The sequence below is a fragment of the Mesorhizobium sp. B2-4-13 genome (assembly GCF_006658535.1).
In the GTDB taxonomy this organism is placed as follows: Bacteria; Pseudomonadota; Alphaproteobacteria; order Rhizobiales; family Rhizobiaceae; genus Mesorhizobium; species Mesorhizobium australicum.
Map to the genome: position 1 here is coordinate 41,751 of NZ_VFVB01000013.1, position 25,415 is coordinate 67,165.

A 25,415-nucleotide genomic window follows, 5' to 3' on the forward strand; every position below is an offset into this window, starting at 1 on the left:
GATGCGTTTGTTGCTTGCCGCGATTGACAAGCCAATGCATGAAACCTAAGCACAGGCCCTGAGGGGAGGGACTTAGGCATGGCAAGGAGAGCTTCTTGAAAGGGATCATCCTTGCTGGAGGCAGCGGAACGCGTCTTTATCCGTTGACCTTGGCAGTCTCTAAGCAAATACTCCCAATATACGACAAGCCCATGATCTATTATCCGCTGAGCGTTTTGATGCTCGCCGGAATCCGCGAGATTTTGGTCATTTCCACGCCACGGGATCTGCCGGTTTTCCGCGATCTGCTAGGCAACGGATCGGAATTTGGGCTTGAGCTGACCTATGCCGAGCAGCCGCATCCCAATGGTCTGGCGGAAGCCTTCATCATCGGCCGTGATTTCATTGGTGCGGATAGCGTATCGATGATCCTGGGCGACAACATTTATTTTGGCGATGGGTTGTCGAAGCTTTGCCGCACGGCGGCATCGCGTGAAAGCGGCGCTTCGGTGTTCGCCTATCATGTCGAGGATCCCGAGCGCTATGGCGTGGTGTCTTTCGACAAGGCGACCGGAACCGCGCTGACGATCGAGGAAAAGCCACAAAAGCCGAAGTCCAACTGGGCCGTCACGGGTCTCTATTTCTACGACAACGATGTTGTTGAAATCGCCTCGACGATCCGGCCCTCGGCGAGAGGCGAGCTCGAAATCACGGCGGTCAACAATGCCTATCTCGAGCGTGGCCAGTTGCAGGTGCATCGGCTGGGACGCGGTTATGCCTGGCTCGACACAGGCACCCATGACAGCCTGGATGACGCTTCTTCGTTCGTGCGCACAATCGAACGCCGCCAAGGCATCAAGGTTGCCTGTCCGGAGGAAATCGCCTTCGAACAAGGGTGGCTGAGCGCTGACGAGGTGTTGCAGCGTGCAACTCGCCTGGGAAGGAACGAATACGCCGCCTATCTACGCCGACGTGTCGTCGAGCTGTCGGAGGGCTAAATGCTCGAGGTGAGATCCCTTGGCATCGAAGGTCTGCTGGAAATCATTCCCAAACGCCATGGGGACGCGCGCGGTTTCTTCATGGAAACCTACAATGCCGAGCGTTTTTCGCAGGCCGGCATCGACCTGGTTTTCGTGCAGGACAACCACTCCTATTCCGCCGCCGCGGGCGTGCTGCGCGGGCTCCATTACCAGCTAGCGCCGCGTGCCCAGGACAAGCTGCTGCGGGTGATCCGCGGCAGCATTCTCGATGTCGCCGTCGACATCCGCCGGGCCTCGAAGACCTTCGGAAAATGGGTCCCCCTCGAAGTGTCGGCGCAAAAAGGCAACCAGATCCTGGTGCCCAGGGGCTTCGCGCACGGCTTCGTCACGCTCGTGCCCGACACCGAGGTGCTGTACAAGGTGACCGACACCTATTCGCCCGAGCACGACCGGTCGATCCGTTTCGACGATCCTGCCATCGATATCGAGTGGCCGTCGCTGGCCGGCGGCTTCCAGCTTTCGGACAAGGACCTCAAGGCGCCGCTGCTCGCCGTCGCCGAGGTATTCGCCTGATGGGTGTTTGCGGGAGGACTGCGGTATGAATTTTCTGGTGACGGGCGGTGCCGGCTTCATCGGCTCGGCGGTGTGCCGGCATTTGTGCGCCAACCCGGCCTACCGGGTGACCAATCTCGACAAGCTGACCTATGCGGGCAACCTGGCCTCGCTGCGGCCGATCGAGAACGCCCATAATTACAGCTTCGCCCAGGCCGACATCTGTGACGAGAGGGCGGTGCTCGACCTTCTGCGCCGGCACGACATCGACATCGTCATGAACCTGGCCGCCGAGAGCCATGTCGACCGCTCGATCGACGGACCGGGCGCCTTCATCGAGACCAACATCGTCGGCACCTACAAGATCCTCAACGCCGCGCTGGAATACTGGCGTGGCCTGTCCGACGACAGGAAAAGCCGCTTCCGCTTCCATCACGTCTCCACCGACGAGGTGTTCGGCGACCTGCCTTTCGACAGCGGCATGTTCGTCGAGGAGACGCCCTACGCGCCGTCCTCGCCCTATTCCGCCTCGAAGGCGGCCTCGGACCATCTGGTGCGCGCCTGGCACGAGACCTACGGCCTGCCGGCCGTGCTTTCCAACTGTTCGAACAATTACGGCCCCTATCATTTTCCCGAGAAGCTGATCCCGCTCGTCATCCTCAACGCGCTCGACGAAAAGCCGCTGCCGGTCTATGGCGCCGGCGCCAATGTGCGCGACTGGCTGTTCGTCGAGGATCACGCGCGCGCCCTGGAACTCGTCGCCACGAAAGGGCAGCCGGGCGAGAGCTACAATGTCGGCGGCAATTCGGAACGCACCAACCTTGCCGTCGTCGAGACGATCTGCGACCTGCTCGACACCAGGCGTCCGCGCGCCGGCGGCAGGCGCTATCGCGAGCTGATCTCCTTCGTCACCGACCGTCCCGGCCACGACCGCCGCTACGCCATCGACGCCACCAAGATAAGCCGCGAGCTCGGCTGGACGCCCAGGGAGAATTTCGACAGCGGCCTTGCCAGGACCGTGGACTGGTTCCTCGACAACGAATGGTGGTGGGGGCCGATCCGCGAACAGCGCTATGCCGGCGAAAGACTGGGCGAAGCCCGCAAGGTGGGCGCGTGAGGCTGCTTGTCACCGGACGCGACGGCCAGGTCGCGGCAAGCCTGCTCGCGGCCGGCCAGGCGCGCGCGGGCGTGGAGGTCGTCGCCATCGGTCGCCCGGAGCTTGACCTGGCACGGCCCGACACCATCATCGACGCCATCGCGGGTGCCAAGCCTGATATCGTCGTATCCGCTGCCGCCTACACCGCCGTCGACCAGGCCGAGGACGAGCCCGATCTGGCCTTTGCGGTCAACGCGACCGGTGCCGGCAAGGTGGCGGAGGCCGCGGCGAGGCTGGGCGTGCCGGTCATCCATCTTTCGACCGACTATGTCTTCGATGGAACCAAGGCCGATGCCTATATCGAAACCGACCCGACGGCGCCGCTCGGTGTCTACGGCGCCTCCAAGCTAGCCGGCGAGCAGGCGATGGCATCAGCCAATCCGCGCCACCTGATCCTGCGCACCGCCTGGGTCTACAGTCCGTTTGGCAAGAATTTCGTGAAAACCATGCTGCGGCTCGCCGCCGACCGCGATGAGATTTCGGTGGTATCAGATCAATGGGGAAATCCCACATCCGCGCTTGATGTCGCCGACGCGATCCTGCATGCGGCCACCATGCTGCATGGCGACAAGAGCTTCGCCGCGTTCGGCACCTGTCATCTGGCCGGCAGTGGCGAGACCAACTGGAGCGGCTTCGCCCGTCATATCCTCGACACAAGCCTGAAGTTTGGTGGTCCCTGGGCGCGGGTAGGGGATATCACGACGATGGACTACCCAACCAAGGCGCGCCGCCCCGCCAACTCTCGGCTATCGAGCGCGAAATTCGGCGCGTCATTCGGATGGACGGCGCCGGACTGGCAGAAGTCGGCCCGAGAAGTGGTCCATCGTCTCGTAAGCGGGGGCTCCAATGGTCCCTATGCATGACCAAGCAGCGGCCGGTGGAGGCATTCACTGGTTGCCGCGGCGCAAAGCCGCCTTTCAGCGGCGGCGATCATCGAGCTGGCGGTAGAGATCGGCATAGGCCTTTCCCATCCTGTCGGCTGTAAAGAGCCTGGTATAGCGATCACGGGCAGCTCGCCCCCAATTCGCTGCTTCGGCGGGCGAATCGACGATCTGGTTGATGGCTTCGGCAAGGCGTGCCGGATCTGAAGGCGGAACGACTAGCCCCGTCTCGCCGGCTTTGTTCACATAACTTGTTCCCGTTCCAATTTCGCACGAAATCATCGGTTTGCCGCACATGGCAGCCTCCACCAGTGAAAGCCCGTAGGCTTCCGACCTCTGGTTAGACGGAAAAACGAAGCCGAGGCAGTTGCGCAGCAGAGCCATCTTATGCTGCTCCGTGACCTCGCCGAGAAACATCACATTGTTGCGGCGCAACGTCTTGGCCTGAAGCTTGAGGCTCTCCTCGATAGGCCCTGACCCGGCAATAACGATCTTGCACCTGACCTTGTCGGCTGCCTCAATCAGCACGTCCAGGCCCTTGTAATAGCGCAAGACGCCGACGAATAGCGCGAAAGGCTCCGCCACAGCCGCTTGGCACCAGCTGTTGTCGGCTTCGGTCGGCGTGGGATAAGCCGTTTCATCTATGCCGATGGGAATGATCGTCGATTTGCCCTCCAAGGCTCTGAGAACGGGGCTCGATTTCAAATAGTCCGGAGACGTCGCAACGATAGCGTCGACGTCCTTCAGGAAGCGCAGCATCAGCGGTCGATAAAGAGGCAGGATGAGTTTCTGTTTGACGATATCGGAATGATAGGTGACGACCGTCGGTTTGCCGTGACGGGCGTGAAAATGCACGATGTCCATGAACGGCCATGGAAAATGGTAATGTATCAGGTCGGCATTTTTGGCGAGCGCTCTGAATTCCCGAAAGACCTCGCGTGAAAAACCGGTCGATGCCAGCTCGAAATCCAGTTTCGCCTTGCGGGCCATATGCCCATCGAAAGCCCGTGTGTTCTCGCCAGGGATTCGGCTCAACGAAAGCACTTCGGTTTCGATGCCGTGGCGCGCCGTGCTTTGCGCGATGGCATGGATCGTCCGCTCCACGCCGCCAAACGTATCCGGCCAGTATGTCTTGAAGAAGTGCAGGACTTTCAAACGCGGGTCTTCCGTCTTTGCTCGATGGCCTGCTGAAAAATTTGCAGCATGCCCTTGGCGTGGTTCTCCCAGGTGAAGCGCCCGGCATTTTTCTTCGCATCCGCAGCGATCCCGTTCCGGAATTCCACATAGGTACAGAGGCGGTGGAATGCAGCGGCGATTGCCGCAGGATCTTCCGGGTCGACGAGCACGGCATTGCTTCCCGCCACTTCAGGCATTGACGAGGTGTTCGACGTCAGCACCGGTTTGCCGAAAGACTGTGCCTCGACGATCGGAAAGCCAAACCCCTCGTAAAGCGATGGCATCGCCAGAAAGAGGCAATTCGCATAGAGCGTGGCGAGCGTCGCGTCATCGACGAAGCCGGTAAACTTGATATTCGTCTCAAGTGCGCTGTCGCGCACGTCGCCGGCCAGGCTCGTCTGCTTCCAGCCCGTGCCGCCGACGATAACCAGGTCGCAGCGCGACCGGGCGCTCTGCGGCAGGAGGCCATAGGCCTTAACCAGGTTGCCGAGGTTCTTTCGCGGCTCAAGCGTGCCGACGAAAAGCGCGTAGGGCTTGGTGATGCCGAGGGGCGCCAAACTCGAAAAATCGCTCGGAGCCGGCAACGCGGTCGTGCCGGGTGCGACCGTCTTGATTGGCGATTTCAGCCAGGGAAACTCGGCGGTCAAGGCGGCGGCCGTTGCTGTCGAATCCGCGACCACGACATCAGCGGTTTTCAGCGCGGGCTTCATCATCAAGCGGTCGCCCAGCCAGGTCCGGGTCCGCATGGTCTGTGCGGCGTACAGCCAGACGAGGTCATGAATCGTGACCACCCTTCCGATGCGCCTGTCCAGGATGAAGGGCAGGCGATGGGACGGCCCCCACAAGACATCCACCCGATCGCGCAAGGCCCAGGAGGGCAGGACTGCCTGTCCCCAGAACACCCTCGCGTAGGGACCATTGAAGTTGGCGACCTGGACGGAAACGCCAGGCGGAATATCATAACTCGCATTGATCTTGCTCGGCGCATAGACAAACACATCGGCGCCGAGCGCCACCAGCGCTTTGACCGAATTGTGCACGAACCTGCCAATTCCATCGGTGGCTGATCCGAGATTCCTGCCGTCGATCCCTATTTTCAATCGTCTCTCCGGAAGCGAATTAGGCAAAGAATGCCGGACATTTTTGCGGCGATAGCAGGACAACGCTGCGAGGGATGATCATGCGGCAGATCATTATGAAGCAACGCTAATATACATTTCGCAGGTTCCGTGGTTCGAAATGGGAAATACGGTTTTCCCGAGGAAAAATCATTTGCGCCTCCGCCCGATGGTGGTAGACGCACGGAGTGTCAGGATCCAATTCGAGAGTACGCCGCTGCCAAAGCTGATTATCCAGATTCCTTGCTATAACGAAGCCGAGACGCTTGCGACAGCGCTGAGTGATCTGCCGCGGACCGTCACCGGGTTTGACAGCGTCGAATGGCTGGTCATCGATGACGGCAGCAGCGACGAGACGGTGAGGGTCGCCGAGGAAAACGGCGTAAACCACATTGTGCGTCATACCAGCAACCGCGGTCTCGCCTATGCCTTCATGACCGGCATCGAAGCTTGCCTCGCGCGCGGCGCCGACGTGATTGTCAACACCGATGCGGACAACCAGTATCGCGCCGCCGACATTCCGGCGATCACCAGGCCGGTGCTGGAGGGGCGTGCGGATATGGTCGTGGGCGCGCGGCCGATATCGGAGATAGAGCACTTCTCCCCGGTGAAGAAGCTTCTGCAGAAGTTGGGCAGCTGGGTCGTGCGGGTGACCAGCGGCACTGATGTGCGGGATGCCCCGAGCGGCTTTCGCGCGATCTCGAAAAACGCGGCCCAGCGCCTGATCGTGTTCAACAGCTATACCTATACGCTGGAAACCATCATCCAGGCCGGGCGCAAGAACATGCGCGTGGTCTCGGTTCCGATCCGAGTCAATGGTGATTTGCGGCCGTCAAGGTTGGTGAAGAGCATTCCTTCCTATCTGAAGCGCTCCATCTTCACGATCATACGTATCTTCGTCATTTACCAGCCGGCTCGGTTTTTCGGCTGGATCGCGGCTATCCTCTTCAGCCTTGGTTTTTTGCTCGGCCTGCGCTTCCTTTATTTCTATTTGACCGAAGGGGTTAGCGGCCATATTCAGTCGGTGGTCCTGGCGGGCGTGCTGATGACGATGGGTTTCCAGTCCCTTCTCGTCGCCTTTCTGGCCGACGTGATCGCCGCCAACCGCAAGCTTCTCGAAGACATTCGTTATACGCAGCGTTCCACGCAGGGAGAGAATGGCAACTACGCCGAAGCCCGCTTCAGCAGGAAAGCAGGATAGGAAGATGAAGGTAGCTGGCGGGCAGGCGGAAGACGGTATCGTCATAGGCAACACCTATGACAAATATGGCACGCGCAACCCGATCGCCCGCCGGATGGTGCAAGGTTTCGAAGCGGCATTGTCCAGCTTGGTGACTAAGGTGAGGCCCGCTACTATTCACGAAGTCGGATGCGGAGAAGGCTATTGGGTCATGCGCTGGCTGGAGCAGGGTATCGACGCGCGAGGCACCGATTTCTCTGCCCAAGTCATCGGAATGGCAAAGGAGAACGCGCGCGGAAAGGATATTGACCACCGGCGTTTCGCTGTCCGCAGTATTTATGAGGTGGCCCCTGAACCAGACAGCGCCGATCTCATCGTATGTTGCGAAGTAATGGAGCATCTCGAGGAGCCGCGGAAGGCATTGCAAGCGCTGGAGCGTATCGTCAGGTCGGACCTGATCCTCAGCGTACCCCGGGAGCCGATCTGGCGTGTCCTGAACTTGGCGCGCGGGAAATACATCTCGGCCTTGGGCAACACGCCCGGCCATCTGCAGCACTGGTCGCAGCGCGGCATCGTCGCGCTGGCTTCAGAGTTTTTCGATGTGGTCGAGGTTCTGTCTCCGCTGCCATGGACCATGATGCACTGCAAGCCGAAGAAAAGGCATTGATCGTGGCGCTTGGCCCTCGTGCCAAGACCTGGCTCAATCGCATTGGAGCCTTCCTGGGGTTGGCCGGTGTTGTTTTCGTAGGGATCAGACTTCAGGGGTACACCGGCGAGATCGATTTTCGCCGCATGGGAGCAGCCAGCTACACCGCCATTATAGCCTTGGCCGGCGTCTATGGAGTGTCGAACCTGCTGCTTGCTCTCGGCTGGCGACATCTTCTGCACCATCTTGGTGCTCCCGTCTCGCGGCCTTGGGCGATTCGCACCTATGCCATTTCGCAACTCGCCAAATATGTTCCCGGCAATATCTTTCAATTTGCAGGACGGCAGGCGATCGGCGTGGCGGCCGGCATCGGCAACGGACCGCTCGTCAAGTCGACCGCTTATGAAGTGGCGGCCCTCATTGTCGGCGGACTTCTCTTTTCGCCGCTTGTGTTGCCGCTGATGGCGGTCGGAGCTTCCGACTGGTTCGGTTGGATTTCCTTTGCCGCGCTAGTGGCTGTCGCGCTGTGTTCAACCGCTTTCCTTGGTACAGATTTGGGTGTGGCTGCTCTTCTCTACCTCGCATTTCTGGCGTTTTCCGGTCTGGTTTTTGCGGGGGCCTATCAGCTTGCTGGCGGCTCGGGCGAATTCGCCCTCTATCCGGCAATAGCCGGCGCCTATGTGCTGGCTTGGCTCGCTGGACTTGTGACCCCCGGCGCGCCGGCCGGTATCGGCGTCAGGGAAGCCGTTCTGCTCTTCCTGCTCGGCGGGCTAAGCGCTGGCCCCGTCATCCTTCTGGCGGTGGTGATCGGGCGGACGATCACGGTTCTGGGGGATCTTCTTCTTTTCGTTGGCGGGCAGATTGCTGATTGGTTTTTATCGGATAACCAATGACTGACGATGGAGGCATCTGGAATCACCGATCGATAGGCTCGAATGGTTGTCGGTAGAGGGGATCGTCGGGTACAGGTGGCGCCGGCATAGGAGGAGCGGCGTCGACGGTTCAAGCCTGTAAAAAGGGAACGCCTATATTTTCTCTACTGGAGTCGGCGCAAAGCAATCGGAGAGAGTTAATGCATAGTAGGAAAGTCGAGTTTGGTGGGAAAAACATCATCCTCTGTGGGCGAGAAGGTGACAGCTACTTTGACCATGCAGAACCTGACGAACCGTTCGCATTTGCAATGCGTGCTCTTCCCAATAATGCCATCGTTCTAGACATCGGGTCAAATATCGGGATGACAGCGGTTATCGCCGCGAGATCTGGTGCTGCAAAGGTCTATGCTTTTGAGCCAGACCCGAATGTTTTTCCACTCCTGCTAGATACGATCAAGGTCAATGCAGCTTTAGTAGATGCTCATAATATTGCGTTAGGAGCAAGAGAAGGATCACTATTCTTCTTCTCCAACCCTGATTCGGCATCTGCCAGCCATCTCGTCACGGAAGACACACTTGGACATTCGTCGACAGGAACTGTTCAGATGTCGACACTTGATGCGTTCGTGGGGATCCATTGTATCGAGAAGGTCGACTTCATCAAGATCGACGTGGAAGGCTTCGAGATAGACGTTCTGCGGGGCGGAAGAGAAACGATAGAGCGCCTGAAGCCCTCGTTGCTCGTCGAGTTTAATGCCTTCACGATGGTCGGCTTCCGTGACATTAATCCCCGCGACCTGCTGCGGCTATTGCGAGAGACGTTCCCATATGTTTATCGTTTTAAAGATGGGCAGCCGCTATTGATCGACAGCGACCACGCTGCGCTTACTTTCATTCACGATAATCTGGTGTCCGCGGGATGCGTAGACGACCTCTACTGCTCTTTTACGCTGAATACCGATGGCGCGATCTAGATTAAGCTATGGTCCTTATGCTATCATGCCACATCCGATCGCCAGGCGGTAAGTTTTTTCGAAAGCGAGAGATTGAAACGGTACAAGCGCCCGGCAAAGCGCGGTTTCGTGAGGGAGTTTGCGTTCTTGGTTTTAGGCAATCAGACGACTAGCGAAGCCGGATGATCACATAATCTTCAGTGCGCGCCACGAGCAGGGCTGGGTTTGTCTCCAGCGCTTCGGCAAGTTCCAGTGCTGCTGCTTTGTTGTCCTGCGGAACCGGCCAGTTGTTGACGGGTGCGGTATTGTCGATGAACGACAGAGCGACCGCATCCACGTCACCAGAGGTCAGCATCGTCGTAATCGGAATAACATAGTCCACGCTTAGCGGCTTCCGCATTGGTATCGCACGGATGCTGTCGGGCCAATTAGCCACTGCGGCTCCGAGGTTTTTGTCACCGCCTATGTTGAAAGACTGGATACCAATTGTTGGCGCGAGATAGGTCACGAAGAAATCGTTGCCCCACGGCAGAAACAGCGTCTTTTCATTTGGACGGAATGATGGACGAACCTTCTCAGCGAACTCTGCCAGTAGAAGGTGCATGTCTCGCTGGTTTGAATGTCCACCGATCCGGCTCGAATATGGCATATGTAGAGCGATCACCGCGACGCCGAGGGGAAGCGCACACCCTGTCAGGCTGCGCCTTCCGGCCATTGATGCAACAAATGCCGCCCACATCCCGAGCATGCCCAGAACAACCCAACGATAGCTTGCCCGCATGGCCATAAAGCCCGGCACGTAAGTTGACAGAAACCCCGTTCCGGTCGGGATCGGCGCGAAGTCTTCCGACATAACCGGTCCAGCGACGCCGGAAGGCCGCATCGCATAGAATTTGAATGAGGGGCCGAGCGACAGATAAAGGCCGACGAGCCCGATTAGAAAGAACGCCCAGACTGCACGGCGGTCGCCCTTCCTCGACGCAACAGCGATGACACTAAGTATGATGACCAGAAGGGCAAATGGTGTGGTGAATACAGAAGGATCGCCGAAGTAATCATCCCACGCTCGTGATTCGGAAAGCCCCAGCGTGTCCGGTATCCACAGTAGGCCGCTGGGCGGCACCAGCAAGAACTCAATATTAGCGCCCCAGCCACGAAAGAAGTCTAGATCGAAGCCCTCAGTGCCGGAGGAGCCAGTGAACTGGTTGTACAGCAGATAGGCAGCACCGTAGCCAACCGCCAACATCGTCAGTCGGCGAGCAAGGACCTCTTTTGGCTCGCCTGTTACAGCGCCCGCAAACCAAAGGCAACCCGCCACCATTGCGGAGATCACGAAGGTATAGCCATCCATGAACGCGGCAATCGTTGTCGCTGCCGTGAATGCACCGAAATCATAGAGCGTCGGAGGCCCACGCCAAGCGATGGGCCAGGCGAAGGAGACGTAGAACGGTACCAAGGACATTCCCAGGCCCAACATCGAATATCCTTGGTGCATCCATATGACCGGGATTGTCATCCAGACAATTGCGCTCGTGATTGCGAACAGATGCCCAACTCCGATCTGACGGCTAAGACGAAAGGTGCCCCAATACGCCGCCACTAGCCAGATCGCGAAGGAAGTCGAATATGCGTCGCCATCGCTCAGGCCGATTGCCAAAAATGGCACCATAGTGAGGACTGCTGGGAGTCCAAAAGCGATAGCCGCCGGGGCCGGGCCACCGATGCCGTGCGCAAAAATGCTAAGGTCGTTTGTGATTGCTTTCGCGAAACCGATAGCCCAAATCGATTGCCCGTAACTTGGAACCATCGCGCCGGGGATCGCCCCGTGCAGCAATAGAACGAGCGCCAAACCAGGCAAGGCAGCAATTGCTACGATAATGCGAAATAATCGGCTCTTCGACATGCGCTCCACTCTCAAGTTAGGAGCCGCTATAGCCGATGTCAGAGAATGCACCCAATGGTTTTTCTGCTCTCCGCACTGGCTTTCCCCGCCGGCTATTCGAAGAGCAATTCAAACTGTCTGTCCAGTTTGCAACCGAATGGCGCAACCACAACGGAAACCCGTAGGAACTCCGCCTAATTGAAGCTCAATCGAGACGAACAGACGTTAGCTATGGATCGCTGGCATTTAGTCTGGAACGAGCGTTCAAGTACTATAGAGGCACGCGTAGTGGGCTACCGAACCAACTGATGCCCTCCTGAACCAATTCGATGTCGATGAACGCGCCGCCCCCGCGCTCTTTCAATGAGGCCGGTATGTTGAGGGCCATATAGTGCGTATCACCCGGCACCAAGACAAACGGGATATAAGCGCGCGCGTTGTCATACTGGAAGCGCTCGCCCGCAATGCCGACCGCAAAATAGCCCAGCGCAATTCCCAGGCGTCTGTCGGTCGGGCCGAAGCTCGACCACACTGTCCCGGATAGATTGGTCACACTGACGACGATCTTCAATGCGGCGCCGTCATCGGTCCTGTAAGGGCCTTCCACAAGTTCGAGGCGATGGGCGCGTTGCTCATCCCCGAGGGCGTCCGTCATCCGTGTGTCGCCAAGGTCTATCGGCGGTGCGAAAGGCCTGGGGGACTGTGGCTCATAGATCTTGTACCATTTCTGTCCTACGACGACGTCTTCCAATTGTACGGCGCTTTCGGCCCAGGTCGGCCATGGCGTCTCTCGGGGCTTGGCAGGTGTGCCCTTCAGGAAGCCCTTGACCTCCATGGCTAGCGCGGCAGGTGAGCCGACCTCGAAGAAATGCGCTGCGGCCGCGCCCTTGCCCACCTCACGGAACACCGGAATGTCACTGGCAAGCACCGGCTTGCCGAAATGGCCCGCCTCGACGACGGGCAAGCCGAAACCTTCGGCAAAGGAGGCCGCGATCAGGGCGTCGCACCCCCTGTAAAGAGCGCCAAGGTCGTTGTCGCTGACCTTTTCGCGCAAATGCAGACGCTTGCCAAATTCCGCATGATGCCGAATGCGCTCGGCAAGATGCGAGATGCCCCAGCCGATCTTTCCGACGATGACGAGCTCTGCGTCGACGCCTTCGGCCCACAATGCCTCGAACGCTTCGAGCGCGACTCGGTGGCCCTTGCGCGGCTCCAGCGTTCCGACCATCAGGAAGCAAGGACGGCCCACGTCGCTTCGCTGAATTGGCTTCGGTGGAGACTCCATTGTCGCGAAATCTGCACCAAGCTGCCAGTAGCCGACCTTCATTCGGCGCGGAAACCGGATGCCTGCGAGCAAATCCAGCAATTCGTCGGCGACTGCGCGCGAGATGCAGATAATGCCGGTGGAATAAATGAGCGCGGTTTGAAACCACGCGCTGAAAATAGGTGGCATGCCTTCATGGCAAAAGGCTGCCGAACGCAAGGGAACCATATCGTAGAGGCAGGATATGACGTCGCCGCCTTTGAGCAAGACCGGGCGGAGAAACGCCGGATGGAGGGTATGGAAAGGCCAGGAACTGTCGAGCATCAACACGGTATCGCCGGCCTGTGGCCGGAGCCGGTTTGACTGCTGTTTCGAAGGCGGGCGCCCGGCCCATTCTCTTGCAAAGTACCAGCCGGTATTATCGTCGCAGAACGAGATGTACTTGCCCTCGTCTTTTGACCCGCTCGGGAACATACTTTCGCAGATCCGCCGAACGACCCGTTGAATGCCGGTCCTGTGGTCGTCTATCAGTGTTGCACTGGCGTCGACCAGCAGCCGCGGCCTTGTGGGCTCGGGCTCGGCGAGAGCCATCAAGGTCGAGACGTCTTCCTCTTCATTTCTCTTGATAGTGCCGAGCGCTTCGACAAGTTCGATCTGCGGCGCAGCCATGCGGCGGTCGAGTCCGTGCAGACCCTTAACGACATGATCTGCGACGTTTCTCCAGCTGAACGTATCGATTCTATTCTGCGCGAGTTCCTTGAGCTTTTTTGAGTCGAGTTTGCCCGCTGCTACTGTTTCAATTTTCTGAGCAAGGTCTAGAGGTGACGTCGGGTCAAAGAGCAAGGCGTCATCTCCGACAACCTCGGGAACCGCGCCCGCTCTGGCCGCGATTGCAGGCGTTCCGCAGGCGATTGCCTCAAGCGCCGTTAGGCCGAAGCCCTCCATGAACGAGGGCTGAACCAGTGCAACCGCCCCTTTATAGAGGCGGACCAGCGTTCTGTCATCGACCGCGCCTGTGAATACGATCTGATCAGCCGACAAACCATGAGATTGCCAGATGTTGGAGTATTCACCTTCTTCGTCGGAGTTAATCTCTCCGGCTAGAATAAATTTCAAAGAATTTTGCAGCGGTTTAGGAATGCTTTGAAAAGCTTTTGGTATTATCTCAAGATTCTTTCGCCAATCCAAGCCGCCAACATATAGAACGTATTTACAGTCGTAAAAATTTTCATCTGTTCCGCCGTTTACAAGCTCAACAAAGCTTTCAGCTATGCCGGTGCCAATGCATAGCTCTTTTTCCGACCCAGAGAAATGTCGAAATTCCCGGGAGGAGAAATCTGAAATGGTGAACACTAGGTCAAAATTCTTATAGCTGGAAAGACGCCGATCGTAATACTCCCGTTGACGAGGGTCGCGAATGTATTTGTCAGGAAACCTGAACGGGATAGCGTCATAAAACATGGCTGCCGTCCTGACCGTCGCCAATGAGCCACCGAGATACGGAACCGCGGGGTCGACGGCGCCTTCGAAGGGACTCGCGGACAGGGCAATGTCTGGACTGAGTTGGTTGACGTGATGGACGAGAGCCATTTCGCTACGGCTGCGCCATGTCGTGTGTCCGTAGTCGGCTTCGCCCCCTTCGACTTTCCCGTGCCAGACGTGAATGCGGTGCGATGGCACGATACCCGAAAGCAGCGATCGAGCGGCAATTGTCGCTTCAGGCATCGCAGCATTAAGCGAGACGAGCAGCTCTATGCCGCTCTCGTGGGTCGAAAGGGCGCGGAGCAAGTCCAATACGTATCGTCCAATTCCACGTTTTCGGCTATGCGTCTGCAGACACTGGCCGTCGACCCAGAGTCTCAATGGCTGCGATGTCATGTCTATTTTCCAGCCCTGAGGCGTCTACGCCACGCATCAAGCACGGCGGGGTCCGGATCAAGCTTCCAGCCTGTGTCGATTGGGACCAAACCGCTGCTTGACCGTGCGAAACCCAGAAGCCGGCGTTCGAGGAGCGGAGCGAACCGTATCAAGCGTTGAACAAATACCGAAGCTCGAGGTCTTCGGCGCAACCATAGCAGGCCATGCTGCATCAGGAGCTTGGCATTTACCTTTGGAATCCGCGCTACAGCGCTTGCCCCCCCGATAAGTCCGCGCATTGGCGCTGTAATTCTCCAAGACGTCGAATTCTGAAAGGCGTCGACCAGAACAGCCAACGGTTGAACCTGTTCGGCCAGTTTCGTAACGCTTTCATTCAGTCGGGCAATTTCGGCATCCCGCTCGGCCACCTGCCTCGAGGTTGCAGCCTCCATGTTCGCCATGAGTTTTTGGAGGCGTGCAATTTCAGCATCTCGCTCTTCGATGGCAGCTTGTCTGCCTGTCAATTGCTCCGTGCTTACAGCGTCCGTCTCCGCCATCTGTTGCTGGAGACGGGCGATTTCGGCATCGCGGGCGGCCACAGCCCTGTCCTTAATGACGTCCCGCAGTTGCTTGCCGATAGAAGCTACCGTGTCCGTGAGTGCTTTGTTTCCAGCCTGCATCAACTCCGACTGGGCGGCGAGGTTCTCGGTCAATTGTTGAAACTGAAGCGCGTTGGACGACGTGGCTCCTCCGTCCGAGCTGTTGACGATCTCTTCGTCAGCGGAATGAAGCCATCCTTTTATTTTTGCCATATCCGTGGGCACTTGCTGCGACGCGGCCTGCACAAACGCTGCAAGTGATCCGGTTTTCCCCTCGGATTGCATGCCCTGCTTTCTTGCCAGGCAGGCATAGTCGCGCCCTACCTCGAACATCAGATGAATGCTGCGCTCGATCGGCCCTGCCTTGATCATGGGACTGCCGTTCAGCCTCAGGATCGCGATTTCGGGGAAGCCGACCTGCTCCACCAGGAACTCGAGCAGGCTCGGGGGCAGGGGACTTTTATGGGTCGGATCAAGATAGAAGGTGTGCGTGCCGACGGAAATATTCTCCGGATTCGGGGTTTCCAGGATAAGCAGGCCATCTTCGGCCAGCACTCTGCGGCACTCGTTCAAGAGTTCGATCAGATAATCGGTAGGCACGTGCTCGACCATGTGGAAGGCTGAAATGACGGCCGCAGTCTCATCCGGTTGCTCTCGCAGATATTCGATCGCATCCCGAAGCTCGATTCTCAGTCCACGTTCGATGGCTTCCTGCGCCATGCCTCCGTTCAGATCCACGCCGACGGCTTCCAGCCCGGCCTCGGTGAGTATCTCAAGCCATTCGCCACGTCCACAGCCAAGATCGATCGCAAGAGTCGGCCCTTCAGGTTGCCTCGGCACCTGCGCCAACAGGGGTTGATAGATCTCAAGTCGGCCCTTGACGAGTTCCCTTGACCCACGAAAGCGGTCCTCGAAGGCCTTGTACAGATCGTCAAAATTTTTTTTCATCGGACGATTTCGAAAGCGTGCTCAAGGCGGCTCGTCCCGACAAAGAAGGGGCTGTCTGAACTGATGACGTCAAAAACCTCGACGTTCTCTATCCAGTCGAAATTGTTGTCGATGTGGACGTCTCCCGTATGCAGCGCGACCGATAGACCATATGAGCCCTGGCCAAGGGAGCAGGCAAGGCGCAGTCGGCATTCGAGCTTGTCTCCAGCCGCAATGTTCGAAAGCACCTGACCAGTGTGCCAGGTGTTGGTTCCCCACACTATATGACCGGCGCGATCCCTCAGCATGAAGCCGATGACAAGCTCCGGAATATCCTCTTTCGCAACAATCCGCGTTCGAACCGTCATGCTCTGTCCTGAAACGGCGATCTTTACCTGGGCACCGGTTTCGCCGTCCAACAACGCCACGGATTCTACCGCGGCTGCCTTGGTCCCGCTTCTGCTGTAGAGCCAATCATCCTTTTCCCGCCGCTGCTCCACCGTCAGCTTCGCATTCTCCTTGGTTGCTATCAGGGCATTATAGTAATCGATCACCTCGTCGGGCGCCCCGTCCTTCAGCACATGTCCCTTGTCCAGCAGGATCACCCTGTCACACAATGCCCTCACGTCGGCCAGGGCGTGAGTGACGAGAATGATCGATGTGCCCGCCGCCTTGAAGCTGCGTATCCGATCAAAGCTCTTGTGTTGGAAATAACTGTCGCCAACCGAGAGCACCTCGTCGACGATCAGCACCTCCGGCCGCTCGGCGGTGGCAAGCGCGAACGCCAGCCGTGCCTGCATCCCGCTCGAATAGGTTCGGACCGGCTGGTCGAAGAACTCGCCTATCTCGGCGAAGTCCTCGATATGCGGCATGAGTTCGGCCAGACGCCCGTGCGAGAGACCCATCAGCCCGCCGGCATGGAAGGCATTCTGGCGCCCGGTGAATTCGGGATTGAAGCCGAGCCCGAGTTCCAGGATGGCGCTTATGCGGCCTGAGACACTCGCCGCACCCTCGGTTGGCCGCACGGTGCCGGTGATTAGCTTCAAAAGCGTGCTCTTGCCGGCGCCGTTCTGCCCGATCAGCCCAAGGGCTTCTCCCGGGGACAGGGAAAAGGAGATGTCCCTGACCGGCCAGAATTCCTCCGTCGGGGTAACTGGCGCTCCGAACCAGCCGGCAAACCTCTCGAGGTTGCTGGCATAGTTCGCATAGCGTTTCGACAAATGACTTACGGAGAGCACGGTCATGGTTACAGCACGTCGATGAGTTCAGGGCTTGCACGGCGAAAGAAAATCATCGCGAAGACCATGCTGAGCAGCCCCAGAATGGCCGGCATGATGAGGCTTTCGGGGCTGGGCCAGCGGTTGAACAGCAACGCATCCTGGTACAATGCAACCAAGGGAGCCATCGGGTTGAGGCTGAGCACGAAGCTGTATTGTTCCGGCAGGACGTTGGCTGGATAGACAATCGGCGTCAGCCAGTACCAGAGCTGTAGCACGATCGTCATGACCTGCGCGATATCGCGAATGAAAACGTTCATCACCCCGAGGATGACACCGAGACCGAATCCGATTGCGGAAATCAGGATGATCCCGACCGGCAGCAGGATCAATGCGCGGCCTGGCATGTGGCCGAGGAAGATGAAGATCACGAAGATGGCGACAAGCAGCAGCAGGTGGTTGATTAGCGCCGTGCCGCCGACGATCACAGGCAGGCACAGGCGCGGAAACGCGATCTTCTTCATGACCGGTGCTTGCTCGATGAAGACGGTCATGCTGCGCGTAAGGATCTCGCTGAACAGCGTCCACGCGGCCATGCCGGACAGAAGGTAGATCGGGTAGGCCGCGGGGCTGTCCGTGTCCGGAAGCCGTGCCTTGAGCACTTCCGAAAGCACGATGGAGAAGATGATCGCCTGCGCAAGCGGGTGAAGGATGAACCACAGGCCGCCCAGGCGCGACCGCACGAAACGCCCCTTCAAGTCGCCTCTGATGGAGGAAATGATGAAATGGCGGTAGTGCCATAAGCTTCGCAGCATGTGATGGACCCTTTGCGCGCTGCGTCTTGCCGTCAGCGGGCGTTACATAGCCGGTGCCAATATCCGAAAACGTCGGCAATTGTCTGTTCGAACAGCACCAAAGGCGTCCAATTCAGCTTATTGTGTGCTTTTGCCGCATCACCGCACATGACGGGAATGTCATTGGGGCGGAATTTGGCCGGGTCGGTACGCACCTCGATGTTGATGCCCGACTGCGCTATGAGCATGTCCAGTATATGCTGGATCCTCCGCGGTCGTCCTGATGCGATGTTATAGACATGGTCGGGCCCGGCATCCAGCTCCAGAAGCGCCGCACTCGCATAAGCGCGCACCACGTCGCGAACATCGAGGAAGTCGCGCTCGGCTTCGAGATTTCCGACGTGAATGACGGGCTCGCTTTTTCCCGACACGATCTCGGCAATCTGCCGCGCGAAGGCGGAAACCACATAGGCGTCCGACTGACCAGGGCCGGTATGGTTGAACGGGCGAAAGCGCACCGCGCGCAGGCCGTCATAGGCCATTTGCCCGATCATCAAGTCCGCAGCCGCCTTGGTGGCGCCGTAGACCGTCATCGGTTGAAGCGGCACGGTTTCCGTCACTGGGCCGGCCACGCTCGCAAACGAAGCCCCATAGGCTTCCGAACTGCCAATGTAGACGAACCGGGCCTTCGGCGCGTGGCGCATCACCGATTCGGCAAGGTTCATCGTTCCCGTGAAGTTGACGTTCCAGGCATGGCGCGGCGCGTTGCGGGCATCGGAAGGTGCTGCAACCGCGGCCAAATGAATGAGCGAGGTGGGCTGGACCTCCCGCACGGCGGTGTCGACCGCATCCCGGTCCAGCAGGTCGATGGCATTTCGCTGGCCTTCGCCATGGCCAAACGCGAACACCTCGCAGGAACTGTGTTCCCGTTCCAGGAGGCGCAACAGCGCAGAGCCGACAAATCCGCTTGCCCCGGTAATCAGGATACGATGCTTCAAATTACCGACCATGAGGCAAAAACGGTTCCCATCCAGCTTAACGTCTGGCTGGGTTCGCGTGGCGTTCGAGATCCGCATCCACCATTTCGCGGATCATCTCTTCCAGCGAGATCGTCGCCTCCCAGCCCAGCTTCGCCTTTGCCTTGGCTGGATTGCCGAGCAGGATTTCGACTTCCGCCGGCCTGAACAAGTCGGGGTCGATGACAAGGTGATCGTCAACATTGAGCCCGACGTGCTCGAATGCAATCCGGCACATGTCGCGCACAGTCGTCGTCCTGCCTGTCGCGATCACGTAATCATCCGGCTGGGCCTGCTGCACCATCAGCCACATCGCGCGGACATAGTCCTTGGAATGACCCCAATCACGCTTGGCGTCGATGTTCCCGAGCCGCAATTCCTTTGCCATGCCCTTCTTGATGCGCGCGACCGCGTCAGTGACTTTGCGGGTGACGAACTCAATGCCGCGAAGCGGGGATTCATGATTAAACAGGATGCCGCTCGAGGCATGCAAACCGAAACTTTCACGATAATTGATCGTAATCCAATGGCCATAAAGTTTCGCCACCGCATATGGAGAGCGTGGGTGGAAAGGTGTCGTCTCGGATTGCATCGGTTCCTGGATAAGGCCGTACATCTCCGAGGACGATGCCTGATAGAAACGGGCTTCAGGCGATTCGAGGCGGATGGCCTCAAGCACATTGGTCACGCCTATGCCGGTCACGTTGCCGGTCAGGATCGGCTGCTGCCACGACGATTTGACGAAGGATTGAGCGGCAAGATTATAGACCTCATCCGGCTTCACGTCGCGCATCGTTCTAGCCAGACCAGACAAATCCGTCAGGTTTCCGTCCACGATCCGAACATCTTTTTCAATGCCAAGCCACTTCAGGCGCGTGGTGTTCACATCGGCGGTGCTTGAACGCCGCGCAAGTCCGTGAACCTCATATCCTTTGGCAAGCAGGAGTTCCGCCAGATAGGCGCCGTCCTGCCCGGTAATGCCGGTAATCAAGGCTTTCTTTGTCATCAATGTTCTCGGTTCTATCTAGTGGTTGCTCGCCAAGCACAGCGAGCCAACCGGTTGTCAGGCGCGGCCGTATACGTCGTCGAAGCGCACGATGTCATCCTCGCCGAGATAATCGCCGCTTTGTACTTCAATGATCACCAGGTCGATTCTTCCCGGGTTTTCCAGCCGATGTTTGTGGCCGCAGGGGATGTAAGTCGATTCGTTGGTCGCCAGAAACAGCTCCTGGTCGCCATTGACTATTTTCGCGGAGCCGCTGACCACGACCCAGTGCTCGGAACGATGGTAGTGCATTTGCAGGCTCAAACGTCTACCGGGCTTCACCTCGATGCGTTTGATCTTGAAGCGCTCGCCTTCCTCCAGAACCGTATAGGTACCCCACGGGCGGTGCACCGTGCTGTGAAGCAGGTGCGCTTCATGTCCAGAAGCCTTGAGGTCGTCAAACAGCTTCTTGACGTCCTGAACACGGTCGCGGGATGCGACAAGCAACGCATCCGGGGAATCCACGATCACCAGGTCGCTGACGCCGACCGTGCCGATAACGCGCTTATCGGAGCTCACATAGCTACCGGTTGTGTCGATCATGTGAACATCGCCGCGTATCCTGTTCCCGCTTGCATCGGGAGCGATCAGGTCGGCCATTGCGTTCCACGACCCGATGTCGTTCCAATCCATGTCGCAGGGAACCACGGCAAGATTGTTTGTCTTCTCCATGACCGCGTGGTCAAGCGAGACTCGCGGGGCGGAGCCAAAGTGCTCGGGCGCGAGTTCGATCTTGGCAAAGCCTTCGCCTTGACTGAAGTGGCCGTTCTCATAGCTGTCGGAGACAGCCTGGATCACCGCGGGACAATGCAAAGCCATTTCGTCGAGCATGGTTTGTGCGCTGAAGCAGAAGATGCCGCCGTTCCAGAAGAAGCGCTTGGATGCGACATAGGCCTTGGCCGTCTCGAGATCAGGTTTTTCAACGAAACGGACGACTTTCTCACCATCCGCTTCGATATAACCGAATGCAGTGTCCGGTCTGGTCGGGCTGATGCCCAATGTGGCGATCCGCCCCAGCTGGGCGTGTTCGATGGCCCGGCCCATCACGGCCAAAAAAGCAGGCAGGTTGCCAATCATGTGATCCGCCGGGAAGACACACAGAATCGCTTCAGGACCCTGCGTTGCCTTGGCATGGATAGCGGCCGCCGCCACCGCGGCGGCCGTATCGCGGCCTTCCGGTTCGAGCAGAAATGTGCGCGGCAACATCACGGAATCCAGTTCGTCGAAATCGTCTTTCGTCAGGAACAGGTGTTCTCCGGACGTTACCACGACGAGTTCCACGACATGCTTTATCGAAGCTGCGCGCAACACTGTGTGTTGGATAAGAGAATGTCCGTCAGCCACTTTGAGGAAAGGTTTGGGGTGCGATTGCCTGGAGGCGGGCCACAGTCGCGATCCGGCTCCACCGCTGATGATGACGGGAACCACTTTCATTAAACGACCTCTGTTTCGTTTGTGGATGTGATTGCCCGCGCTCTTTTGAGCGTCAGCGCCACGATCGCTGTCGCTCTGCTTGGGTCCATAGCCTCTGAATAACAGCGAAGCTCCGGCGCGTTGCCGGACGGCCGCAGATGGATGATCTCGCCGGTTTCCATTTTTGTCCTTAGCCCGTCAGTCTCGTCGACGTCGGCAACGGTCCCGAACGGCGCCAGAAATCGCTGCAGTGCATCCCGGTCCGCAAGCCGGCGCATCAAGCTGCGGGAACTCTCCACCGGAAAATTTTCGAGACGTTCGCTTGCGCAGGCGGGAAGATTCCACAGTTCGCGCAAACGCGACAGGGATTTTCCTGTCGACGCGACCATACCGAGAACGGCGAGGATGGGGAGCAGGGAATCTCGTGTCGGCAATGCCGTCAACGTTTTTCCGTGAATTGAACAGTCCGACCCCAGGAGAACGCCACCATTGGCCTCAAAGCCAATGACGATTTTTTCGGGATGATAGGAGGCTTCCATGGCTTCGACGACAAATGGAGATCCCACCTTTGTTCTCAGAACCGTAAAACCGAAGGCTTCCGAAATGCCTGAATTGGAGGTCACCGGCGACACTACGATATCAGCCCGCAAGAACAAGGCCGTGGCGAGGCCGATCAGGTCGCCACGAAACAGATCGCCATTCTCGTCGGCGATAAGTGGTCGATCGGCATCGGCGTCGGCCGACACGATGGCGTCGAGCTTGAAGTCTCGAGCCCAACCCTTGAACTTTGCAATTGTGGTCGGGTCAACGGCTTCGGTGTCGACAGGTACGAAGGTATCGGATTTCCCGACAGGTATCACATGGGCGCCAAAAGATTGGAGAACCTTCACGAGAAGGTCCGCCGCGACCGAACTGTGCTGATAGACGCCGAGCCTCATGCCTGAAAGGGATCCAGGCTCCAGGATGTCGTCAGCGCGCGCGCGATAGGCGGTAATCGCCTGGTCATGATGTCCTGGCAAAGCCGTTCCTATTGCCGGCGGGGCGTTATAAGCGTCTGACCTTTCCGCGGCATAGCGTGCTATAGCGGCTTCATCGGCCTTGCTGATCTCACCCTGCGGGTTATAGAATTTGATGCCATTGCGGTCAGCGGGTATATGCGAACCGGTCACCATAAGCGCCGCTGCGCCATGCTGCCGAGCATACAACGCCAAAGCTGGTGTTGGAATGGCACCGCAATCGATCGGTTGAAATCCACCAACCACCAAGGCAGCCATGCAGTTGGCTGCAATGGTCGGGCTACTATCGCGCAAGTCGCGACCTATGAACACCTTGGCCTTCGGCTGGAGCCCGCCTGCTGCTAGGCGCCAAGCGAAGGCTTCAGTATAAAGTCCACTCGGTTTGCCGACCAGTTCCGAAGCCAAGCCTCGAAGGCCACTCGATCCAAATTTCATTACTTCACTTTGGCTAGTGTGGGGGAAGGCCGTCATATTGCAGTGCGCCCATCTGTCAACCGGAAATCGTTTGGCCAGCCGTCCAGTGTTCCTCGGGCTCTCCAAATAGTGCGTCGGTAATGGCTTGGGCGAGACTTCGTGAGTAGTTGACCAGAAAGGCGGCGTCAAATCCGCCGAAATTTCCAATCTTTCGGCCGGTCTTGTAATCCACCTGAGTCGCGCGACAGTGTTTATAAGCGGAAGCTACTTTTCCAGTCGCTGTTACATGATATCTTCATCAACGCGCTCGTTCATGAGACGCCGGTGAAAAAATCCCTGGCGATGGCTTCAAGTCCACGCTATGCGATAAAGGCGGCGGGGGCCGAGAAATTTGCGCTAACATAGGTGGCCGGTGGCGAATGGTATTCGACCTGGCGCGGCATTGGTGTTGAAGTTCTCACGTCCGGAGTTCAGTACTGCCCAATGGTATCCTATATAGAAGCTGTGTTCGGGCTCAGGCCTCAGATGCGGCGCGCCTTCATCATGGTCCAGGACGTGGTCATGGTCCTGGTCGCCGTGGCGCTCAGCCTCGTCCTGTCGCGGTCGGATCTTTCCTTTGGGGCGCTCTCCACGGAGGGCCTTGTCACCTGGGCCGGCATCGTGGTCATCAGCCATCTGCTGTTCAGATATTGCGGCCTCTACACCACGGTCTGGCGCTTCGCTTCGACGCCTGATTTCTTCAACATCCTGAAGAGCTGCGCGATACTGACATTCGTCCTCTACGCCGTTTCGCTGTTCGTGCGTTCCTTTCAGCCTGTCGCGGGGCTCAACGAGCGCCAGTTCATCGTCTTCCTGCTCGTCTCCTTCACCGTCATCTCGGCGCCCCGGCTGTTCTACCGCTTCCTGCGTGACGGCGCGAGCTGGGGTGTTCTCAGCGGCAAGGCCGACACGGCGCGCACCAAGCAGGCCCTGTTCGTCGGCCGGCTCGGCGAGGCCGACCTGATCATTCGTTTCACGCGCACGGCGCAACCCCCCGAGCATACTATAGCCGGCATCATGGCCACCGAGCATGGCGCACCGCTCGGCACGCGCATTCAAGGGGTCCCGGTGGTGGCGACCCGGCCGCGCCTGATCGATGTCCTGGAGGACTATGCGAGCGGCACCAAAAGCCTCGATCTGCTGATCTTCGGCAGCGGCGCCGAGCATGAGATCGAGGAATATTCGGAGCTGGTCCGCGTCGCGCGTCACGGCGACATTGCGGTCGTGCAGTTCGCTGGCCTTTCGCAGCTGGGCCAGGAGGGAAAGCTCGTTCTCGATGCCGTCGAGATGGAAACGATCCTGCGCCGCCCGACTGTGCCATCCGACATCGAGCGCATCGGCGCCTTCGTCGGCGGCAAGCGCGTCCTGGTCACGGGAGGCGCCGGCTCCATCGGGCGAATGCTGGTCAAGCGGTCGCTGGAGCTTGGAGCCGAGGCCGTGCTGGTCGCCGACAATTCCGAATTCGGCATCTTCCAGTTGAGCCAGTATATCGACGAGAAGCATCATGATCGCCTCAAGGTCCGCATCGTCGATGTCGCGGACCGGCGCCAGATGACGCGCGTGGTCACGGAATTCAAACCTGACATCATCTTCCATGCAGCGGCGTTGAAGCATGTTCCGCTGCTGGAGGAGAATTGGGAATCGGCCATCCAGACCAACGTCTTCGGCACGCTTGTCTGCGCCGAGGTCGCCGCCAAATGCGGAGTGGCGCAATTCGTAATGGTCTCGAGCGACAAGGCCGTCGATCCGACCTCCGTGCTCGGCATGACCAAGCGGGCCGCCGAACAGATCGTCAGCGCCCTGCACGGCACGCCGGCCGGCGAACCGGGCGGGCGTCGCGCCTCCACCAAGTTCATCGCCGTGCGCTTCGGCAACGTCTTCGGCAGCAATGGCTCGGTGGCGACCATATTCCAGGCGCAGATCGAGGCCGGCGGGCCGGTCACCATAACCGACCGGCGCATGACGCGCTATTTCATGACTGTCGCCGAAGCCGTCGATCTCGTCATCATGTCGGCGGCCGATGCCGCCTCGCGGCCGGCCGGCCAGGATTACGCCGTCTACATGCTCGACATGGGCAAGCCCGTGCCGATCGTCGAAGTGGCCGAGACGATGATCCGCATGGCGGGAAAAAGCCCCTATACGGACATTCCAATCCGCTTCACAGGCATCCGCCCGGGCGAAAAGCTCCACGAGACCCTGCACGGCGAGGACGAGGAACTGGTGGAACTCAGCATTGCCAAGATCTTCGGCCTGAGCACCGATGTCGCGCAGTGGTCGGATGTCCAGACAGCACTTGCGGCGCTTCAGCAGGAGATGAAGAGCCAGGACAAGGCAGCCGCGCTTGCCGCGCTTGCCGGTCTTGACCGCGCCAAGAAGGCGAGGGGGGTCACGCCTCAAGAGGTGATCCCGAAAACGGCTGGGCAGGCGACTTAGGCTGTG

At 58.7% G+C, this 25,415-nt stretch carries 20 protein-coding genes; 9 read left to right on the forward strand and 11 right to left on the reverse strand.

What is annotated here, in order from left to right; all coding sequences use genetic code 11:
• Nucleotides 1-95 precede the first annotated feature (95 nt).
• The 4 genes from rfbA to rfbD are packed head-to-tail and all read left to right on the forward strand — an operon-like array spanning nt 96 to nt 3,530.
• On the forward strand, nt 96-977 hold the full coding sequence (gene rfbA, locus FJ936_RS27270) for a glucose-1-phosphate thymidylyltransferase RfbA (protein ID WP_141907199.1): 882 nt from the start codon (nt 96-98) through the stop codon (nt 975-977).
• Nucleotides 978-1,532, forward strand: a complete 555-nt coding sequence (gene rfbC / locus FJ936_RS27275) for a dTDP-4-dehydrorhamnose 3,5-epimerase (RefSeq protein ID WP_015318724.1) — start codon at nt 978-980, stop codon at nt 1,530-1,532.
• A 25-nt stretch (nt 1,533-1,557) separates the two neighbouring features.
• On the forward strand, nt 1,558-2,628 hold the full coding sequence (gene rfbB / locus FJ936_RS27280; protein ID WP_140663236.1) for a dTDP-glucose 4,6-dehydratase: 1,071 nt from the start codon (nt 1,558-1,560) through the stop codon (nt 2,626-2,628).
• Nucleotides 2,625-3,530, forward strand: coding sequence for a dTDP-4-dehydrorhamnose reductase (rfbD, locus tag FJ936_RS27285; protein ID WP_141907200.1), 906 nt, complete (start codon nt 2,625-2,627; stop codon nt 3,528-3,530). The genes rfbB and rfbD overlap by 4 nt, the downstream gene beginning before the upstream one ends.
• A 54-nt stretch (nt 3,531-3,584) precedes the next feature.
• On the opposite strand, the gene FJ936_RS27290 is transcribed toward rfbD, so the two are convergent.
• Together FJ936_RS27290 and FJ936_RS27295 are read right to left on the reverse strand one after the other, a co-directional pair.
• On the reverse strand, nt 3,585-4,703 hold the full coding sequence (locus tag FJ936_RS27290; protein ID WP_141907201.1) for a glycosyltransferase: 1,119 nt from the start codon (nt 4,701-4,703) through the stop codon (nt 3,585-3,587).
• Nucleotides 4,700-5,851, reverse strand: coding sequence for a glycosyltransferase family 1 protein (locus FJ936_RS27295; protein WP_348643175.1), 1,152 nt, complete (start codon nt 5,849-5,851; stop codon nt 4,700-4,702). The genes FJ936_RS27290 and FJ936_RS27295 overlap by 4 nt, the downstream gene beginning before the upstream one ends.
• Nucleotides 5,852-5,996: 145 nt before the next feature.
• Between FJ936_RS27295 and FJ936_RS27300 the strand changes: the two genes are divergently transcribed.
• The 4 genes from FJ936_RS27300 (at nt 5,997) to FJ936_RS27315 (ending at nt 9,514) form a co-directional block, all read left to right on the forward strand.
• Nucleotides 5,997-7,043, forward strand: coding sequence for a glycosyltransferase family 2 protein (locus tag FJ936_RS27300; RefSeq protein ID WP_246680553.1), 1,047 nt, complete (start codon nt 5,997-5,999; stop codon nt 7,041-7,043).
• 4 nt (nt 7,044-7,047) lie between these two features.
• Nucleotides 7,048-7,689: a class I SAM-dependent methyltransferase gene (locus FJ936_RS27305; protein WP_015318718.1), complete on the forward strand. Its 642-nt coding sequence runs from the start codon at nt 7,048-7,050 to the stop codon at nt 7,687-7,689.
• Nucleotides 7,650-8,561 carry a hypothetical protein gene (locus tag FJ936_RS27310; protein ID WP_224598172.1) on the forward strand — a complete coding sequence of 304 codons (912 nt, stop codon included), beginning with the start codon at nt 7,650-7,652 and terminating at the stop codon, nt 8,559-8,561. The genes FJ936_RS27305 and FJ936_RS27310 overlap by 40 nt, the downstream gene beginning before the upstream one ends.
• A 179-nt stretch (nt 8,562-8,740) precedes the next feature.
• Complete coding sequence (locus FJ936_RS27315; RefSeq protein WP_140717778.1) at nt 8,741-9,514, forward strand: FkbM family methyltransferase; 774 nt, start codon at nt 8,741-8,743, stop codon at nt 9,512-9,514.
• Between the two features lie 148 nt (nt 9,515-9,662).
• On the opposite strand, the gene FJ936_RS27320 is transcribed toward FJ936_RS27315, so the two are convergent.
• The 9 genes from FJ936_RS27320 to FJ936_RS27360 all read right to left on the reverse strand — a co-directional run bounded on the left by FJ936_RS27320 (nt 9,663) and on the right by FJ936_RS27360 (nt 22,958).
• A complete protein-coding gene (locus tag FJ936_RS27320; protein ID WP_141907202.1) occupies nt 9,663-11,396 on the reverse strand; it encodes a hypothetical protein in 1,734 nt (577 codons plus the stop codon).
• Between the two features lie 250 nt (nt 11,397-11,646).
• Nucleotides 11,647-14,517 carry a glycosyltransferase family 1 protein gene (locus FJ936_RS27325; protein ID WP_141907203.1) on the reverse strand — a complete coding sequence of 957 codons (2,871 nt, stop codon included), beginning with the start codon at nt 14,515-14,517 and terminating at the stop codon, nt 11,647-11,649.
• Nucleotides 14,518-14,519: 2 nt separating this feature from the next.
• Nucleotides 14,520-16,043: a methyltransferase domain-containing protein gene (locus tag FJ936_RS27330; protein ID WP_141907204.1), complete on the reverse strand. Its 1,524-nt coding sequence runs from the start codon at nt 16,041-16,043 to the stop codon at nt 14,520-14,522.
• Complete coding sequence (locus FJ936_RS27335) at nt 16,040-17,266, reverse strand: ABC transporter ATP-binding protein (RefSeq protein ID WP_015318712.1); 1,227 nt, start codon at nt 17,264-17,266, stop codon at nt 16,040-16,042. Before FJ936_RS27335 ends, FJ936_RS27330 begins: the two co-directional genes overlap by 4 nt.
• Nucleotides 17,267-17,268: 2 nt before the next feature.
• Nucleotides 17,269-18,054, reverse strand: a complete 786-nt coding sequence (locus FJ936_RS27340) for an ABC transporter permease (RefSeq protein ID WP_015318711.1) — start codon at nt 18,052-18,054, stop codon at nt 17,269-17,271.
• A gap of 32 nt (nt 18,055-18,086) precedes the next feature.
• Nucleotides 18,087-19,109: a GDP-mannose 4,6-dehydratase gene (locus FJ936_RS27345; protein WP_246680554.1), complete on the reverse strand. Its 1,023-nt coding sequence runs from the start codon at nt 19,107-19,109 to the stop codon at nt 18,087-18,089.
• Nucleotides 19,069-20,055 carry a GDP-mannose 4,6-dehydratase gene (gene gmd, locus FJ936_RS27350; RefSeq protein WP_141907205.1) on the reverse strand — a complete coding sequence of 329 codons (987 nt, stop codon included), beginning with the start codon at nt 20,053-20,055 and terminating at the stop codon, nt 19,069-19,071. Before gmd ends, FJ936_RS27345 begins: the two co-directional genes overlap by 41 nt.
• 57 nt (nt 20,056-20,112) lie before the next feature.
• A complete protein-coding gene (locus FJ936_RS27355) occupies nt 20,113-21,528 on the reverse strand; it encodes a mannose-1-phosphate guanylyltransferase/mannose-6-phosphate isomerase (RefSeq protein WP_140663223.1) in 1,416 nt (471 codons plus the stop codon).
• Complete coding sequence (locus FJ936_RS27360) at nt 21,528-22,958, reverse strand: phosphomannomutase (protein WP_141907206.1); 1,431 nt, start codon at nt 22,956-22,958, stop codon at nt 21,528-21,530. The genes FJ936_RS27355 and FJ936_RS27360 overlap by 1 nt, the downstream gene beginning before the upstream one ends.
• A gap of 462 nt (nt 22,959-23,420) precedes the next feature.
• On the opposite strand from FJ936_RS27360, the gene FJ936_RS27365 reads away from it, so the two are divergent.
• On the forward strand, nt 23,421-25,409 hold the full coding sequence (locus FJ936_RS27365; RefSeq protein WP_181763176.1) for a nucleoside-diphosphate sugar epimerase/dehydratase: 1,989 nt from the start codon (nt 23,421-23,423) through the stop codon (nt 25,407-25,409).
• The last annotated feature ends 6 nt before the right edge of the window (nt 25,410-25,415 follow it).